At 64.1% G+C, this 16,260-nt stretch carries 14 protein-coding genes; 12 read left to right on the top strand and 2 right to left on the bottom strand.

Annotated features, from left to right (window positions below):
• Positions 1 to 53 precede the first annotated feature (53 nt).
• The 10 genes from RX327_RS15390 (at position 54) to RX327_RS15435 (ending at position 11,615) form a co-directional block, all read left to right on the top strand.
• Positions 54 to 1,304 (top strand): transporter substrate-binding domain-containing protein, encoded by a 1,251-nt coding sequence (locus tag RX327_RS15390; RefSeq protein ID WP_317250762.1) that lies wholly within the window; start codon positions 54 to 56, stop codon positions 1,302 to 1,304.
• Positions 1,305 to 1,433: 129 nt separating this feature from the next.
• Complete coding sequence (gene urtB / locus RX327_RS15395) at positions 1,434 to 2,303, top strand: urea ABC transporter permease subunit UrtB (protein ID WP_028331422.1); 870 nt, start codon at positions 1,434 to 1,436, stop codon at positions 2,301 to 2,303.
• Between the two features lie 16 nt (positions 2,304 to 2,319).
• A complete protein-coding gene (gene urtC, locus RX327_RS15400; protein WP_050386945.1) occupies positions 2,320 to 3,459 on the top strand; it encodes an urea ABC transporter permease subunit UrtC in 1,140 nt (379 codons plus the stop codon).
• Positions 3,456 to 4,208: an urea ABC transporter ATP-binding protein UrtD gene (urtD, locus tag RX327_RS15405; protein ID WP_028331420.1), complete on the top strand. Its 753-nt coding sequence runs from the start codon at positions 3,456 to 3,458 to the stop codon at positions 4,206 to 4,208. The genes urtC and urtD overlap by 4 nt, the downstream gene beginning before the upstream one ends.
• Positions 4,201 to 4,893, top strand: a complete 693-nt coding sequence (gene urtE, locus RX327_RS15410; protein ID WP_050386944.1) for an urea ABC transporter ATP-binding subunit UrtE — start codon at positions 4,201 to 4,203, stop codon at positions 4,891 to 4,893. Before urtD ends, urtE begins: the two co-directional genes overlap by 8 nt.
• 33 nt (positions 4,894 to 4,926) lie before the next feature.
• Positions 4,927 to 5,967, top strand: a complete 1,041-nt coding sequence (locus RX327_RS15415; RefSeq protein ID WP_317250764.1) for an aliphatic amidase — start codon at positions 4,927 to 4,929, stop codon at positions 5,965 to 5,967.
• A 94-nt stretch (positions 5,968 to 6,061) separates the two neighbouring features.
• Positions 6,062 to 7,396, top strand: coding sequence for a purine-cytosine permease family protein (locus tag RX327_RS15420; protein ID WP_050386943.1), 1,335 nt, complete (start codon positions 6,062 to 6,064; stop codon positions 7,394 to 7,396).
• Between the two features lie 34 nt (positions 7,397 to 7,430).
• A complete protein-coding gene (locus RX327_RS15425; protein ID WP_050386942.1) occupies positions 7,431 to 8,450 on the top strand; it encodes an alpha/beta fold hydrolase in 1,020 nt (339 codons plus the stop codon).
• A 34-nt stretch (positions 8,451 to 8,484) separates the two neighbouring features.
• Positions 8,485 to 9,312 (top strand): CbbQ/NirQ/NorQ/GpvN family protein, encoded by an 828-nt coding sequence (locus RX327_RS15430; protein WP_050386941.1) that lies wholly within the window; start codon positions 8,485 to 8,487, stop codon positions 9,310 to 9,312.
• A 14-nt stretch (positions 9,313 to 9,326) separates the two neighbouring features.
• Positions 9,327 to 11,615, top strand: a complete 2,289-nt coding sequence (locus RX327_RS15435; protein ID WP_317250765.1) for a nitric oxide reductase activation protein NorD — start codon at positions 9,327 to 9,329, stop codon at positions 11,613 to 11,615.
• A 9-nt stretch (positions 11,616 to 11,624) separates the two neighbouring features.
• Here RX327_RS15435 and RX327_RS15440 read toward each other — a convergent pair whose 3' ends face one another.
• Together RX327_RS15440 and RX327_RS15445 are read right to left on the bottom strand one after the other, a co-directional pair.
• A complete protein-coding gene (locus RX327_RS15440; protein WP_028331414.1) occupies positions 11,625 to 12,212 on the bottom strand; it encodes an ANTAR domain-containing response regulator in 588 nt (195 codons plus the stop codon).
• A complete protein-coding gene (locus tag RX327_RS15445; RefSeq protein ID WP_050386939.1) occupies positions 12,209 to 13,372 on the bottom strand; it encodes a transporter substrate-binding domain-containing protein in 1,164 nt (387 codons plus the stop codon). Before RX327_RS15445 ends, RX327_RS15440 begins: the two co-directional genes overlap by 4 nt.
• 423 nt (positions 13,373 to 13,795) lie before the next feature.
• On the opposite strand from RX327_RS15445, the gene RX327_RS15450 reads away from it, so the two are divergent.
• Positions 13,796 to 15,196: an amidase gene (locus RX327_RS15450; RefSeq protein WP_050386938.1), complete on the top strand. Its 1,401-nt coding sequence runs from the start codon at positions 13,796 to 13,798 to the stop codon at positions 15,194 to 15,196.
• Positions 15,197 to 15,213: 17 nt separating this feature from the next.
• A complete protein-coding gene (locus RX327_RS15455; protein ID WP_317250766.1) occupies positions 15,214 to 16,209 on the top strand; it encodes an acetamidase/formamidase family protein in 996 nt (331 codons plus the stop codon).
• Positions 16,210 to 16,260: the final 51 nt, after the last annotated feature.

The following is a 16,260-nucleotide window of genomic DNA, read 5'->3' on the forward strand; positions in this document are numbered from 1 at the left end:
TAAGCGCGCATCGGGAGGGCTTTTTGTTTTTTCAGTCCTGAAGGGAGCGAGGGATGAGCATTTCACGGCGGACTTTGCTGAGGAATACCGCGGCGCTTGGCGCGTTTGCCGGCGCCGGACTGCCGCACATCTGGATCAAGAACGCCGACCTCGCTTTTGCCGCTGGCGGCGAGATCAAGGTCGGCGTGCTGTTCTCGCTGACGGGAACGACCGCGATCATCGAGGAATCGCTCAACAAGGCGACTCTGCTCGCCATCGAGGAGATCAACGCCGCAGGTGGCATCAAGGGCAGCAAGATCGTGCCGATCGTCGAGGACCCCGCGTCCGATCCGGCGACGTTCTCGGAGAAGGCTCGCAAGCTCGTCGTCGGCGACAAATGCGTCAGCGTGTTCGGCTCCTACACCTCGGCGAGCCGCAAGGCGGTGCTCCCGGTGTTCGAGCGGCAGAACAATCTCTATTGGTATCCGACGCTCTATGAAGGCCGCGAGTGCTCGAATAACGTCATCTACACCGGCGCGGCGCCGAACCAGCAGCAGGACGAGTTCGTGCCCTGGCTGGTCAAGAAGTTCGGCAAAAAGTTCTACCTGATCGGCTCCAACTACATCTATCCGAAGGAAGAGAATAACTACTGCAAGAAGCTGCTTGAGAAACTCGGCGGCGAGGTCGTGGCGGAAGAATATGTGCCGCTCGGCCATTCCGAATTCTCTTCCGTCATCAACAAGATCCGCTCGACGCAGCCGAACGTGATCTTTTCCACCGTGGTCGGCGATTCCGTGGTCGCGCTGCATCGTCAGTACAAGGCGGCCGGCCTCGATCCCGAGAAGATGCCGATGGCGAGTCTCACGACCTCCGAGAACGAAGTCGCTGCGATGGGCGGCGAGGCGGCCGCCGGTCACTTCACCTCGGCGCCTTACTTCATGGTGCACAAGTCGCCGGAGAACGAGAAGTTCGTCGAGGCCTACAAGAAGCGTTGGGGCGCCGACAAGGTGACGCATTTCGTGTCGGAGGCCTGCTACTTCCAGACCTACCTGTTCAAGCAGGCGGTCGAGAAGCTCGCGACCAGCGATCTCACGCCCCCGAACATACGCGACGCGGTCAAGGGCCAGGAAGTGATTGCACCGCAGGGCAAGGTCCGGATCGAGCCGGAGAACCTGCACACCTGGTTGTGGCCCAAGATCGCGCAGGCGAAGTCGAACGGACAGTTCGAGATTCTGGTCGAGGCCAAGGAGTGGCTGAAGCCGGTGCCTTACGCGGCCTATCCCGGACAGTCATGCACCGAGAAGGGCCTGGTCGAGAAGAGCTGACGACGGGGGCTGACGAAGGCCGTCGGCGTGCGGCGCCGGCGGCCAGCGTCCCGAAACGAATGCTGCCTGTCGCTCGAACGGGCGCGAGGGGCAGGGCGCACAACGCGAACATCGAAAGCGGATCCCGACGTGGACCAATTCATCGAACAAATCGTCACCGGCCTCAGCATCGGATCGATCCTGCTGCTGGTCGCGCTAGGCCTGTCGATCATCTACGGCTCGATGGGCATCATCAATCTCGCCCATGGCGAGTTCGTGATGCTGGGCGCTTACGCGGCCTGGGTGTTCCATACCTATCTCGGGCTCGGCCTGCTCGCGAGCCTGGTGCCGATCTTCTTCGTGGTCGCCGTGTTCGGCTGGGTCATCGAGCGCTATGTCCTGAGCCTGCTCAACAACCGGCCGCTGGATACGATCCTTGCGACCTGGGGCGTCGGCATCATGCTGCAGCAGGCGGTGCGGCTGATGGTTGGCAGCGAACTGCGCTACGTGCAACTGCCGCCGGCGCTGTCCGACAGCATGGACGTGTTTGGCATCTCGGTATCGTCCTATCGGGTGTTCCTGTTCGTGGTGTCGATCGCACTGTTCGTGGCGACCTGGTTGCTGATGAATCGCACCACGGTCGGAATGAAGCTACGCGCGATCATCCAGGACCGTTCCGTCGCTGCCTCGTTCGGCATCAACGCCAAACGGGTCTATGCGCTGACTTTCGCCTATGGCGCCGGACTGGCGGGCCTGGCCGGCGCGCTGGTGTCGCCGCTGAAGAGCGTGTCGCCCGATATGGGCACCGGCTATGTGGTCGATGCCTTCATGGTGGTGGTGCTCGGCGGCGTGCAGAGCCTCGCCGGCACCGTGGCGAGCGCCTTCATCCTCGGCGAGCTCTCCGGCGGCATTGCCTTCCTGCAGAACGACACGGTGGCCAAGGCGATCGTGCTGCTCGCCATCGTCGTGCTCATCCGTTTCCGCCCCGAGGGGCTCTTCACCGCACGCGTGCGGGCCTGAGACAGATCGCTCATCTATGCCGTCGCATGTTCCCAACTCCAGCGGATTGCAGCGCCTGATCGCGCAGCTTGCGCCTCTGCTGATCGTCTGCGCCGTGGTGTTCGCGCTGCCGGTGCTGCTCAACAACGACTTCCTGCTCAACAAGGTCGCGCGTTATCTGGTGCTGGGGATTCTCACGGTGTCGCTCGGGCTGTCCTGGGGATTCGGCGGCATCCTGAACCTCGGCCAGGCGATGAGCTTCGGGCTCGGCTCCTACGCCATGGCGATGGCGCTCAAGCTCAAGACCGTGCCGGTGCATACCGGAGCGAGCGGACTGCCGGACTTCATGGTCTGGAACAATGTCCAGCATTTGCCGTGGTTCTGGGAGCCCTTCCGGTCGCTGACCTTCGCGATCGCCGCGGGCCTGATCGTGCCGGCGCTGGTTGCGGCGGCGCTCGGCTGGTTCATGTTCCGGGGGCGCGTCACCGGCGTCTATGTCTCGATCATCACGCTCGCCACCATGGTGGTGATCAATCTCGTGATCATCGACCAGCAGAGCTACACCGGCGGCTTCAACGGCATCACCGATCTCGCCCAGCTCGAGATCTTCGGCGTCGCGTTCGATGCTTATGGCCGCGCAACCTACTATCTCGTGGCCAGTTGTGTCCTGCTCAGCCTGCTTGTCGCCTTTGCCTTCACAAGAACCAAGGCCGGCCTGATTGTACAGGCGATCCGCGACCATGAGAGCCGGGTGCGCTACTTCGGCTATGACGTCGCGCTTTACCAGATCTTCGTGTTCGCGCTGTCGGCGGCGATCGCGGGCCTTGCCGGCATGCTCTACACGGTGGTGATGGAGTTTGCCTCGCCGACCTTCCTCGGCGTGCAGCTCTCGCTTTCGGTGGTGGTGTGGTGCGCGGTCGGCGGCCGGCAGAGCCTGGTCGGTGCGTTCCTTGGCGCGGTGCTGGTGGCGGGCATGCAGGGCGCGCTGTCGGAGTCCGCAGCATTCCTGGAGACCTGGACGCTGGTGATGGGCGCGCTGTTCGTGCTCGTGGTGCTGTTCCTGCCGAAGGGGCTCGCCGGCCTTGCGCAGGTCGTGCTGCGCTGGATCGCGCTGCGGCGGCACGCTGCCGCGGGCGGCGTGGCGCAAGGCGTCGGCCAGACGGAGGGCAGCACATGAGCTCCCATCTCGATCTACGCGATGTCTCGGTCAGCTTCAACGGCTTCAAGGCGCTCAACAGTCTCAATATGAGCGTGCGCAAGGGCGAGCTGCGCTGCTTGATCGGGCCGAACGGGGCCGGCAAGACCACGGCGCTGGACATCATCTGCGGCAAGGTCAAGCCGAGCGCCGGCACAGTGAGCTTCGATGGCACCGCGCTGCAGGACCTCGAGGAATACGAAATCGCCCGCGCCGGCGTCGGCCGCAAATTCCAGGTGCCGAGCGTGTTCCGCGAGCTCACGGTCAGCGAGAACCTTGAAGTGGCGCGAGCGCGTCGCACCTCCGTGCTTGGCAATTTGCGCTGGAATATCGGCAATTCAGGACGCGAGCATGTCGAGCGTCTGGCCGAGCTGGTCGGGCTCACCGAGCAGCTCGACCGGCCGGCCGCCTATCTGTCGCACGGTCAGACCCAGTGGCTGGAGATCGGCATGCTGGTCGCCCAAGACGCCGAGCTGATCCTGATGGACGAGCCCACCGCGGGCATGACGGCGCAGGAAACCCGCAAGACCGCCGAACTGTTCGCACGGCTGAAGGGCAAGCACACGCTGATCGTGGTCGAGCACGACATGGGCTTCGTCAAGGCGATCGGCGACATCATCTCCGTGATGCATATGGGCCAGATGCTGGCCGAGGGCACCGCGGCGGAAGTGGAAGCGCATCCGGAAGTGCGCCGCGCCTATCTCGGATCGGGAGGCATCAGCCATGCTTGAGCTGACCGACGTCGACGCCTTCTACGGCAACAGCCGCGCCCTGCAGGGCATCAACCTGATGGTTGGCAATGGCGAATTCCTCTCGGTGCTCGGCCGCAACGGCGTCGGCAAGACCACGCTGATGCGCAGCATCCTCGGCCTGATGGACCGGTGCACCGGACGGCTGTCGCTCGACGGCGCCGACATCTCGCCGCTGCGGACCTATCAGCGCGCCAAGGCCGGTATTGCCTACGTACCACAGGGCCGCGGGATTCTGCCGCGCTTCACCGTGCGGGAGAACCTGACGCTCGGAACCTTCGCGGCGAAATCGGCCAACGGAATCGAGGAATGGGTGCTCGAGCTGTTTCCGGTCCTCAAGGATTTTCTCAATCGCTATGGCGGCAATCTCTCCGGCGGCCAGCAGCAGCAGCTTGCGATCGCGCGTGCGCTGCTGGCCAAGCCCAAGGTGATCCTGCTGGACGAGCCGACCGAGGGTATCCAGCCAAACATCGTCGAGCAGATCGAGGACGTGATCGTCAGTCTCAATCGCGAGCGCGGCATCACGGTCGTGCTGGTCGAACAGAATGTCGCGTTCGCGCGGCGCGCGTCTCACCGCTTCGCGCTGCTCGAAAAGGGACGCGTCGTCGCCAAGGGCGCGATCGGTGAGCTCACCGATGATCTCATCCAGCTGCACATGGCCGTGTAGCGGGACTTATCGTTCAGGAAAGGGAGTCGAGACATGTTGCATGGAGACATATCGAGCAGCAACGACACGGTCGGCGTTGCAGTGGTCAATTACAAGATGCCCCGGCTGCATACCAAGGCCGAGGTGCTCGATAACGCCCGCAAGATCGCCGACATGATCGTTGGCATGAAGCTCGGCCTGCCCGGCATGGACCTCGTGATCTTCCCGGAATATTCCACGCAAGGCATCATGTACGACTCCAAGGAGATGTACGAAACGGCATCCATGGTGCCAGGCGAGGAAACCGCGATCTTCGCCGAGGCCTGCCGCAAGGCCAAGGTGTGGGGCGTATTCTCGCTGACCGGCGAGCGCCACGAGGAGCATCCGCACAAGGCGCCCTACAACACCTTGATCCTGATGAACGACAAGGGCGAGATCGTGCAGAAGTACCGCAAGATCATGCCCTGGGTGCCGATCGAGGGCTGGTATCCCGGCAATTGCACCTATGTGTCCGAGGGGCCGAAAGGGCTCAAGGTCAGCCTGATCATCTGCGACGACGGCAATTATCCGGAGATCTGGCGCGACTGCGCCATGAAGGGCGCCGAGCTGATCGTGCGTTGCCAGGGCTACATGTATCCGGCCAAGGAGCAGCAGGTCATGATCTCCAAGGCCATGGCGTGGGCCAACAACGTCTATGTCGCCGTCGCCAATGCCGCCGGCTTCGACGGCGTCTATTCCTACTTCGGCCATTCCGCGATCATCGGCTTCGACGGCCGCACCCTCGGCGAGTGCGGTACCGAGGAGGATTACGGCATCCAATACGCCCAGCTCTCGGTGTCGCTCATCCGCGATGCGCGCCGCAACGGCCAGTCGCAGAATCATCTCTACAAGCTGGTCCACCGCGGCTACACCGGCATGATCAATTCCGGCGACAGCGATCGCGGCCACGCGGTCTGCCCCTACACCTTCTATAAGAACTGGATCACCGACCCCGAGGGGACACGGGAAATGGTCGAGGCCATGACCCGTCCGACCGTCGGAACCGACGAATGCCCGATCGAGGGCATTCCGAACCAGAAAGTCGCACATCGTTGAGTGACATCGATGATCGGCGCCGGCGCGATGTTTCGCGCCGGCGTGGTTCGATGCAACGGCGGACACTTCCTCGCGAAGGAAACAGGGGGACATCATGAGCGGCCAATCGAATAGCGGGCTGGTTCAGCAGACCGAAGGGCAGATCGACGATCTTCTCGGCCATGAATTCGAGCACGAGCCGGTGCCGATGAGCGCCCGGCGCAGCGCCTTCTCGGTCACGATGGTATGGCTGGGCTTTCCGATGATCATCACCGGCGCGATGACCGGATCGCTGCTGGTGCTGGGTATGGGATTTAAGAATGCGCTGGTGGCGATGATCGTCGGCAATCTGATCATGTTCGCCTATGTCGGCGCGCTCGGCCTGATCGGCACGAGGCGAGGCATGAACTTCGCGTTGATCGCCAGCATCGTGTTCGGAAAGAAGGGCTATGTGCTGGCGTCGGGCCTGCTGTCGACGCTGCTGCTCGGCTGGTATGCGGTGCAGACCGGCATCACCGGCGCATTGATCTCCTCGACTTACGGCCTCAACTATGTGGCGATGACCATCGTCGCGGGCGTGCTCTATATCGGGATTACCTTCGTCGGCGTGAAGGGATTGCACTGGATCGGGCTGGCGTCAGTGCCGATGTTTGTCGTGCTCGGCCTCTGGGTCGCGGCCGATGCCGCCTCGACCACGACGTCGGCGGCGATCTTCGGCTATACCGGCAATAATGGCGTCGCCAGCATGTCGATGGGCGTCGGGTTTACGGTGGTGCTCGCGCTGTTCATCGACGCAGGCACGGTGACGGCGGACTTCAATCGCTGGGCGCCGAGCACGCGGTCCTCGCTGTTCGCCACGTTCAGCGCGTTTCCGTTCGCCAATCTGGTGGCAATGCTGGTCGGCGGCGTGATGACGGCGGCGCTCGCCGTGCCGAACGCCAACCCGTTCGGTGTCGACAACATGTTCGGCTACATGAACGGCAAGCAGCTCACCTGGCTGAGCATCCTCGCGTTCATCTTCCTCTATGCCAATCTCGGCTCGGTCTGCTCGCATTGCCTGTACAACGCAGCCACCGGCTGGTCGCGCATCCTCGGGACCAATATGCGGCTCATGGCGGTGGTGCTCGGCGCGCTTGGCATCCTGGTCGCTGCCGGCAATGTCTGGGCGTTCTTCATCCAGTGGCTGTCGCTGCTCGGCATCCTGGTGCCGCCGATCGGCGCGATCATCCTGGTCGATCAGTACCTGCTGCGAGCCGAGGCGCGCGCGGACGTCGACTGGCGTGCGAAGCCGTTCATCGCCTGGGGCATCGGGTCGCTGTGTGCCTTTGCGGTTGAAAACCTGATGCCGGGACTGTCCACTGCGATCTCCGCCGCGGTGGTCGCAGGCATTGTGTACGGGGCGATTGCACGGGTGGAGTCTTCCACGGAAAAGGTGGCGCGTCCGGCGTAAGCGATCAGCTCGATCAAGCAAGAAGGGTATATCAATGAGCGTCGACTATCAGATCCATGATCTCGGCAATTTGACCTTGCAGCGCGGCGCGACCATTCGCGATTGCAAGCTCGCGTACAAGACCTATGGCCAGCTCAACGCGGCCAAGGACAACGTCATCGTCTATCCGACCTGGTACTCCGGCCAGCACTACGACAATGAATGGCTGATCGGACCGGGCAGGGCGCTCGATCCGGCAAAGTACTTCATCATCATTCCGAACATGCTCGGCAATGGGCTGTCGTCGTCGCCGAGCAACACGCCGGAACCGTATAATGGACCGCGTTTCCCACAGGTGACGGCCTATGACAATGTGCGCGCCCAGCACCGGCTGGTGACCGAGAAATTCGGCATCAAGCACATCCGTCTCGTCGTCGGCTGGTCGATGGGCGCGTTGCAGACGTTCCATTGGGGCGCGCTCTATCCGGACATGATGGACCTCTTGGCGCCGTTCTGCGGCTCGGCCAAATGCTCGCGCCACAACTTCGTGTTCCTCGAAGGCGTGAAGGCGGCACTCACGGCGGATGCTGCGTGGAAGGAGGGCTGGTACACCGACAAGCCGGCCCGCGGCCTGCGCGCCGCGGCGCGTGTCTATGCCGGCTGGGGCTTTTCGCAGGCCTTCTATCGCGAGCAACTCGACATCAAGACGCTGGGCTATTCGTCGCTGGAGGATTTCCTGGTGGCGTTCTGGGAAGGCTTCTTCCTGCCGAAGGATCCCAACAACCTGCTAACCATGCTGTGGACCTGGCAGCACGGCGACATCAGCGACAACGAAATCTATAACGGCGACTTCAAGGCCGCGCTGCGGGCGATCAAGGCCAAGGCCTATGTCATGCCGGGTCAGACCGATCTCTATTTCCCGCCGGAGGACAGCAAGTTCGAGGTCGAGAACATGCCGAACGCCAAGTTCGTGCCGGTACCGTCGATCTGGGGCCACTTCGCCGGCGGGCCGGGGACCAATCCGGTCGATGTCGACTTCATCGACAGCAAGCTCAAGGAGCTGCTCGCATCGTGATATCGACCGGTTGCGAACGGCTGCCTGCGCGATCATGGGAGGCGTGAGCTTGTCCAATCCCGCTTTGCTGCTTGACCAGTACCGCATCCGGGAAGAACCCTATTACCGGCCGCTCAAGGATGAGATCGAACTGTTCGGTGCAGCCTATGCCAGCCGCATGCCGGTGATGCTGAAAGGCCCCACCGGCTGCGGCAAGACCCGCTTCATCGAATATATGGCGTGGCGGCTCGGCCGCCCGCTGATCACGGTCGCCTGCCACGAGGACATGACGGCGGCGGATCTGGTGGGGCGCTGGTTGCTCGATGCGGAGGGCACGGTGTGGAGCGACGGGCCGCTCACGACCGCCGTGCGTCTTGGCGCGATCTGTTACCTCGATGAGATCGTCGAGGCGCGCCAGGACACGACGGTCGTGATCCATCCCTTGACCGACGATCGTCGTGTGCTGCCGCTGGAAAAGCGTGGTGAATTGATCCACGCCCATTCCGACTTCCAGCTCGTGATCTCCTACAATCCGGGCTACCAGAGCGCGATCAAGGACCTCAAGGAATCCACCAAGCAGCGCTTCGCGGCGCTGGATTTCGGCTATCCGGACCGGCCAGCCGAGACCGAGGTGGTGTCGCGCGAAGCCGGTATCGAGCCGAACCTCGCTGATCTCCTGGTGAAGATCGCCCAGCACAGCCGCAACCTGAAGGGTCAGGGGCTCGACGAAGGCGCCTCGACCCGGATGCTGGTCAATGCCGGCCGCCTGATCGGATGCGGCATCAGCCTCGAAAAGGCCTGCGAGACTACGATCGTCGTTCCCTTGACCGATGATGCGGACACCAGGAACACGTTGCGCGACGTGATCTCGGCCTGTGGGTAAGTGGAAGATTGCAGGTGGCGGTCGCGCAAATCAGTTCGCTCGATAGCTTCCGGTCCGGACGTCGGCTTGCGGCCCTCTTGCGCGGCCATGACGATGTAGCTGCGGCCGTGCAGGCGGCGCGGGCTGCCCTGCAGCGAACTGGTTGGTTCGATGATCTGGCGGTCTGGGACGATGCCGCGCACGCCCTGTTCGAGGCCAATCTCGGTCAAGCCGTGGTGCAGGGCTTTCTGCGTCTATCGGAGCAATGGCCGCCGCAGCGATCGGCCGATGATCTGATCGCGATCGGCCGCGCGGTCCGGAACATCGGCTGCAGTGCCGGAAGCCGCGTCGCCCATGCGTTGCTGAGCGAATTGTCCAAGGTGCTGCCGCGGCTTGCAGGTGCAGGAGAACTCGCCGCGGTTCTCGCCGCGCTCGACCAACTGGCAGCTAGCGGTCCGGAGTTGGCGGGCCTCGCGATCGGCCGGCTGGGGCAGTTTCTGGCGCATGCCGGCGGCGAGGAGTTTGCGGCGTGGGTCTCCACTGGCTTGCGCGCCAGTGGCGGTCGCGCATCGCGCCGCCGCGCCTATTTCGCGCTCGACGATCAGCTTTCGGCGCAGCTGTTCGCAGCCGGCCGGAGCGGGGATGATTTCGCGCGGCTGGAGAAGCGCCTCGCTGCAACCACGATTGCGTTGTGGAACAGAAAGCCGCGTTTCCGCAAGCTTGCCGTTGCACCGACGCCGGTGCCGCGGCGGACCTCACTTGCCGCCGGCCTCATCGGTCTTCCGCAGACCTTTCCCGGCTTCGAAGGCGAGGCAGCGGAGGCCGTCTATCTCGCGGCGGTCGCGCATGCCGGCGCGCATCTGGTGCACTCCACCGCCCGCTTTCCGGTGGGGCGACTGAAGGCGCTGCAGATCGCGCTGGTCTCGCTGATCGAGGATGCCCGGGTCGAGACGCTGGCGCTTCGCGAGATGCCCGGGCTGCGCCGGCTGTGGCTGCCATTTCACAGCGCGACGCCAGCCGGCCAGGCAACCGCAGCCGGACTGATGATGCGGCTGGCGCGGGCGCTGGTCGATCCCGATTATCAGGATCCGGATGCCTGGGTGACCAAGGGACGTCAGCTGTTTGCCGCCGCCGCCGGCCGCTGGACCGATCCCGCCATCAGCCGCGAGATCGGTGGCTTGCTCGGCAACGACATCGGGCAGATGCGGCTGCAGTTCAACGCCAAGAGCTACGTCGTCGAACCCGCCTATCGCGACGATAATCTGGCGCTGTGGGATTTCGGCGACCAGCCGGACAGTCCGGCCGAGACGATCGAGCTTGCCGTCGATTCCGTACGGATCGAGCGACGCGACGATGCGGGTGGCCAATCGGCCGACGACGACGCCAAGCCGGATGAGACGCTGCGCGCGAAGGCCGCCGCGGTCACGCTGCTGGACGGGTTTCCAGTCGCGACCTATCCGGAATGGGACTACGCGGCGCGTACCGAGCGGCCGGACTGGACCACGATTCTGGAAGCTGATGCCGCCGTTTCCGCGCAGCCCTTCGATTCCTCGACGGACGCCGAGGCGATGCGCTGGATCACGGAGTTGACACGCGACGCGTCGATCGGCCGCCGGATCAGACACAAGGGCCAGCGCGACGGCGACGCGCTCGACATTGACGCGGCGATCGCCCTGACGATCGAGCGGCGCACCGGCAACATCAGCGAGCCCAGGGTCTACCAGCGCGATGCGCCGGGACCGCGCGATCTCGCCATCCTGCTGCTGCTGGATCTGTCGCAATCGACCGCCGACCGTGACCGCCGCGGCCGGACGGTCCTCGACGTCGAACGCAAGGCGGCCGCGATCATGGCGGCGGCGGTCGAGGCCGCCAACGATTCGATCGCGGTGCACGGCTTCAGCTCCGACGGCCGCGAGCGCGTGCGCTACCTGCGCATCAAGGGCTTTGCGGAGCCGATGGACGCCGTGGTTCGCGCACGTCTTGCGGGCCTGGGCAGCAGCCATTCCACCCGGCTGGGTGCAGCATTGCGCCATGCCGGCGGCTACCTCGCGGAACGACGGGCGTTCCGGAAGGTGCTGCTGGTTCTGACCGACGGCGAGCCGTCCGACGTCGACGTGCCGGATGCGCAATATCTCGTCGAGGACGCGCGCCGGGCCGCCCAGCAGCTGCGGCGGCGCGGCACCGATATCTTTGCCTTTGGCATCGGTGAGCACAGGTTTCCCCAGCTCGATCGGATTTTCGGCGAGCGCTATGCGCTCCGCGTGCCGCGCATCGAGGCGTTGCCGCAACGGGTGATGCAGCTCTACGCGGAACTGAAGAAATAGTCGCAGGAGCTATCCGGTTGCCCGGGGCAGGGAGCCCTTTGCGGTGATCTCCGCCGAGAGTTCCTCGATCGTCTTGCGCTGCTCCATGGCGGCGCGGCGGATCAGCGCAAACGCAGCCGGCTCGGCCAGTGCATGGGTGTGCATGACCTGAAGGACCGCGGCAAGCACGACGCGGCGGGATCGCAGCCGCTGCTCCAGCTTGAGCACCTGCTGCTTCAGCTCGCTGGTGCGCTCGCTTCGCTCGAAGGCCAGGACGAGCGCGGCATAGATGCCGGCCGAGCGCAGCGGCTTCACCAGGAATGACGCCGGATCGAGGTCGAGCACGAGCTTCAGGCGGCTCGGCGTCTCGGTGCCGAGCAGGGCGATGACCGGGCTTCGTCCAAGCGACGCCCGCTGTGCCGGCGAGGTGAGCGGCAGGAACTCGTCATCGATCAGCGTCACGTCTGGGCGGCAGTCGATATTGGCGCCGGGCTCCCATGTGACGATCTCGATTCCGAGGCGCTCGAACTGGCGCCTGACGATCGAGGCATCGCGCTCATCCTTGATGGCGACGAGCGCCTTGCGCCCGCGCAGCGAAAATGACGACGGTTTGCTCATTTCACGACCCGCAAATGCGGCGCATTCGGCAACGTTCCATCCCTTGCCGGGCTGGCGGCGATGTCGAGCTGCGTCAGATAAGGATCCGGTCTAACCGGCGCTTCAGCTTCCCAGAAGATGTCAAACTGTCCTTCGGCGTTCGAGACGGCCAGCCGCGGCGTCAGGACGCAGTGGTTGTTGCTGCCGTCGATCCAGACCGGACCTTGCGGCGAATTGTAGCGATGGCCGGCGGCGGCGCGCCGCACCTCGCCGATATCGGATGTGCCGGCGCGCTGCAGCGCGCGGGCCAGCAGATAGACCGCGACATAGGCGGATTGCCCGTCGACGGACGGGCTGCTGTGCTCGCCGTAGCGCGCCTTCCAGCGCGCCACGAAGGCCCGGTTCTCGGGCAGGCGAATGCTTTCGAAATAGGCCGACGAGGTGATGCATCCGGCCGATGCGGGACCCGCGATCTTGAGCTCGGGCTCGCACAGGCTGCAGCTCAGCATCGGGATGTCGAGGCCGGCCGCGGCAGTCGCCGCATGAAAGGCGCGGATGAAGTCATAACTCGAACTGCCGACCAAGGTGTTGAAGACGACCGGCGGCCGGCGCCGCACGATCTCGTCCACGATGTGCGTGACCGCGCTCTCACCGAGTTCGAGCAGGCGTTCGGCGAGAATGCGTCCTTTGGCCGCCGTCACCAGCTCGCGGGTGACGCGATTGGTTTCCCAGGTCCAGACGTAGTTGGAGCCGACACAGAAGATCTCGCGCGACAGATTATCGAGCACGTAACGCACCAGTGGCAGCACGTTGTGATTGGGTGAGGCGCCGACATAGATGACGTTGTCGGAGCATTCGAACCCCTCGTAGCGCGCCGGATACCAGAGCAGGCGGTCGGTACGCTCGACGATCGGCAGCACCTGCTTGCGCGAGGCTGAGGTGTAGCAGCCGATGATGTGCTCAACGCCGACGTTGCGAATGAGGTCGTCGCAGACCGTGTGGTACTCCGAAATGATTCCGCGGGGATCGCGGACATGCGCAGATATCGCGAAGTCGAATTCGTCCTGATTGTTGATTTCGTCGACCGCCATCATGGCGCTCTTCAGGATCTCGCGTCCCATGGCCTGATAGGGCCCGTGCTGCGAGCAGATGATGCCAATTGGAATGGAGGGCTTGGTCATTGAGTACTTTCGGCGGCGCAACGCATCAAGGAAATCATCTTCGCAGAGGTCGGTGCAAGAGGTCATGCCGATTTGCTGCGCATGCACCTCGCGAAATTTGTGCAGCCAGCCTCGTTGACAACGCGCTGCACACCTCCTTAGAATTTTCTCCTACAGGGTTTCCTGTCGAACCTTGCGTGCGTCGATTTGGCCGATGACGTCCCGATCGCCGCGCAGAGTGCTCCGTTCGACTCCGGACCCATGCGATAGTTCATAGCCGCGGCATTTGGGCCATTCGTCACCTTCGTTTCGGAGGGGCGGGTGGCTTTTTGCTTTTGCCGCTAAACAAATTGGCGACACGTCCGTGCCGCCAAGCCGGAGGCGCATGCGCGGTGATGGGCAGTGCCTGCGCTTGCGTCATGTCAAGTGCGGGGATGAGAAACGATGCCGACGACGGATCTTCACTATCTCGGGCTCATTGAGATCGGGCAGCAAATCCAGGCCAAAAAGCTCTCGCCGGTCGAGGTGACCAAGGCGATGCTCGGGCGGATCGAGCAGCTCGACGGCAAGCTCAAGAGCTACGCCTATGTGATGGGCGAGGCGGCGCTGGCCGAAGCGGCTGCAGCCGAGAAGGACATCGCGTCCGGCAGGATCAAGGGACCGCTCCACGGCGTGCCGATCGCCGTCAAGGATTTGTGCTGGGCCAAGGGCGCGCCGGCCGCGCACGGCATGACCATTCACCGGGACTTCCGGCCGAGCGACGATGCCACGGTCGTCGCGCGGTTGAAGGATGCCGGCGCTGTCATCCTCGGCAAGCTGCAGCAGACCGAGGGCGCCTATGCCGACCATCATCCGAAGATCGATCCGCCGAAGAATCCGTGGAATGCGGATTTGTGGTCGGGCGCATCGTCGAGCGGTTCCGGTGTCGCCACCGCCGCGGGGCTTTGCTTCGGTTCGCTTGGCACTGATACGGGCGGCTCGATCCGTTTTCCATCGGCCGCCAACGGCATCACCGGGCTGAAGCCGACCTGGGGACGGGTGAGCCGTTATGGCGCGTTCGAACTCGCGGCAACGCTCGATCACATCGGGCCGATGGCGCGCAGCGCGGCCGATTGCGGCGCGATCCTCACCGTGATTGCGGGCCAGGATCCCAAGGACACCACCTCCGTGCCGCTGCCCGTGCCGAACTATCTCGCCGGCCTGTCCGGCGATCTGCGCGGCGTGACGATCGGGGTCGATCGACGCTGGACCAGCGAGGGAACCGACGAGGCTGCCGGCAAGGTGCTCAGCGAAGGGCTGCGCGTTGCCGCCGATCTGGGTGCGAAGATCAAGGACATCACCTTCCCTGATCCGAAGGCCGTGATCGAGGATTGGTTCCCGCTGTGCGGCATCGAAGTGGCGGTCGCGCACGAAGAGACCTATCCCGCACGCAAGGACGAATATGGTCCGGCGCTCGCCGGCCTGCTCGATCTCGGCCGGGCGCAATCCGGCATGAACTATCAGAAGATCGTGCTGCGGCGCGAAGCATTCCGCGGCGCGGTGCGGCTGTTGTTCGAGACGGTCGATCTGATCGCCCTCCCGGCCCAGGCGTTCGCTGCGCCGACATTGGCCAAGATGGCGGCGCTGGGTGAGGACCCGTCGCTGATTACCGGGCTGCTGCGCTTCACCTGTCCGTTCGACATGACCGGCAGCCCGACCGTGACGCTTCCCGGCGGCTTCGCGCCGAACGGCGGGCCTGTCGCCTTCCAGTTCGTCGGCCGTCACTTCGACGAAGCAAGCCTCGTTCGCGCAGGCGATGCCTTCCAGCGCGTCACCGACTGGCACAAGCGCCATCCCGCGATCTGAATTGAGGAGCCGACCGCATGACCGAAGATTGGTTGAAGAGTTCCATCATGGCCAAGCGCGCCCTTGCCAAGGGCGCGACCGGTACAACCCATAGCCTGACGATCGAGCAGCAGGGCGGCTTCCATTACGTCTATGGGCCCTATGCCAAGCCGACCCTGTCGATCGATCCGGGCGGGGTGGTCGTTGTCGAGACCGAAGACGCCTTCGGCGGCGTGCTCACCAGCGAAAGCGACAGTCCCACGGCAAAACTGAACTTCCCCTACCTGAATCCGCAATGCGGGCCGATCGCGGTCAAGGGCGCCAGGAAGGGCGATTGCCTCGCCGTCTATATCCGCGACGTCGAGACCCGCGGCGCGCAGCCGGCCGGAACGACCTGCATCATTCCGGAATTCGGCGGCCTGGTCGGGACCGCATCCACGGCGCTGCTCAATCCGCCGCTGCCGGAACGCGTCAGGAAGCTGCATGTCGACCGCAACGGCGTGCGCTGGAACGACAAGATCACGCTGCCCTATGAGCCCTTCATCGGCACCATCGGCACCTCGCCGGAGATCGAGGCGATCTCGTCGCTGCAGCCCGATTATCACGGCGGCAACATGGACTTGCCCGACGTCGCACCGGGCGCGATTATCTATCTGCCGGTGCATGCCGAAGGCGCGCTGCTCTATCTCGGCGACTGCCATGCGGCGCAGGGCGACGGCGAGCTCTGCGGCGTCGCCATCGAGCATCCGACCGTGACCACGGTGCAGGTCGACCTGATCAAGGGCTGGACCATCGCCTGGCCGCGGCTCGAGACGCGCGACTTCATCATGACGATCGGCAGCGCACGCCCGCTCGAGGACGCTGCGCGTATCGCCTATCGCGAGCTCTGCCGCTGGATGGCGGCGGACTACGGTTTCGACGAGATCGATGCCTACATGCTGCTGACCCAGGCCGGCCGGGTGCGTCTCGGCAACATGGTCGATCCGAAATACACGATGGGAGCGTCGATCCTGAAGAATTACCTCAAGGCGTGACTTCAAACATCCTTCAACGACAGAGGACATCACGATGTATTCGGGGCGTAT

The organism is Bradyrhizobium sp. BEA-2-5 (genome assembly GCF_032918025.1).
Lineage (GTDB): Bacteria > Pseudomonadota > Alphaproteobacteria > Rhizobiales > Xanthobacteraceae > Bradyrhizobium > Bradyrhizobium pachyrhizi.

Coding starts and splice junctions, on each gene's coding strand:
- RX327_RS15415 (WP_317250764.1), top strand. CDS start 4,927: ATGTTGCATGGAGACATATCGAGCAGCAACGACACGGTCGGCGTTGCA.
- RX327_RS15425 (WP_050386942.1), top strand. CDS start 7,431: ATGAGCGTCGACTATCAGATCCATGATCTCGGCAATTTGACCTTGCAG.
- RX327_RS15420 (WP_050386943.1), top strand. CDS start 6,062: ATGAGCGGCCAATCGAATAGCGGGCTGGTTCAGCAGACCGAAGGGCAG.
- RX327_RS15450 (WP_050386938.1), top strand. CDS start 13,796: ATGCCGACGACGGATCTTCACTATCTCGGGCTCATTGAGATCGGGCAG.
- RX327_RS15440 (WP_028331414.1), bottom strand. CDS start 12,212: ATGAGCAAACCGTCGTCATTTTCGCTGCGCGGGCGCAAGGCGCTCGTC.
- RX327_RS15455 (WP_317250766.1), top strand. CDS start 15,214: ATGACCGAAGATTGGTTGAAGAGTTCCATCATGGCCAAGCGCGCCCTT.
- RX327_RS15445 (WP_050386939.1), bottom strand. CDS start 13,372: ATGACCAAGCCCTCCATTCCAATTGGCATCATCTGCTCGCAGCACGGG.
- urtC (WP_050386945.1), top strand. CDS start 2,320: ATGCCGTCGCATGTTCCCAACTCCAGCGGATTGCAGCGCCTGATCGCG.
- urtE (WP_050386944.1), top strand. CDS start 4,201: ATGCTTGAGCTGACCGACGTCGACGCCTTCTACGGCAACAGCCGCGCC.
- RX327_RS15390 (WP_317250762.1), top strand. CDS start 54: ATGAGCATTTCACGGCGGACTTTGCTGAGGAATACCGCGGCGCTTGGC.
- RX327_RS15430 (WP_050386941.1), top strand. CDS start 8,485: ATGGGAGGCGTGAGCTTGTCCAATCCCGCTTTGCTGCTTGACCAGTAC.
- urtD (WP_028331420.1), top strand. CDS start 3,456: ATGAGCTCCCATCTCGATCTACGCGATGTCTCGGTCAGCTTCAACGGC.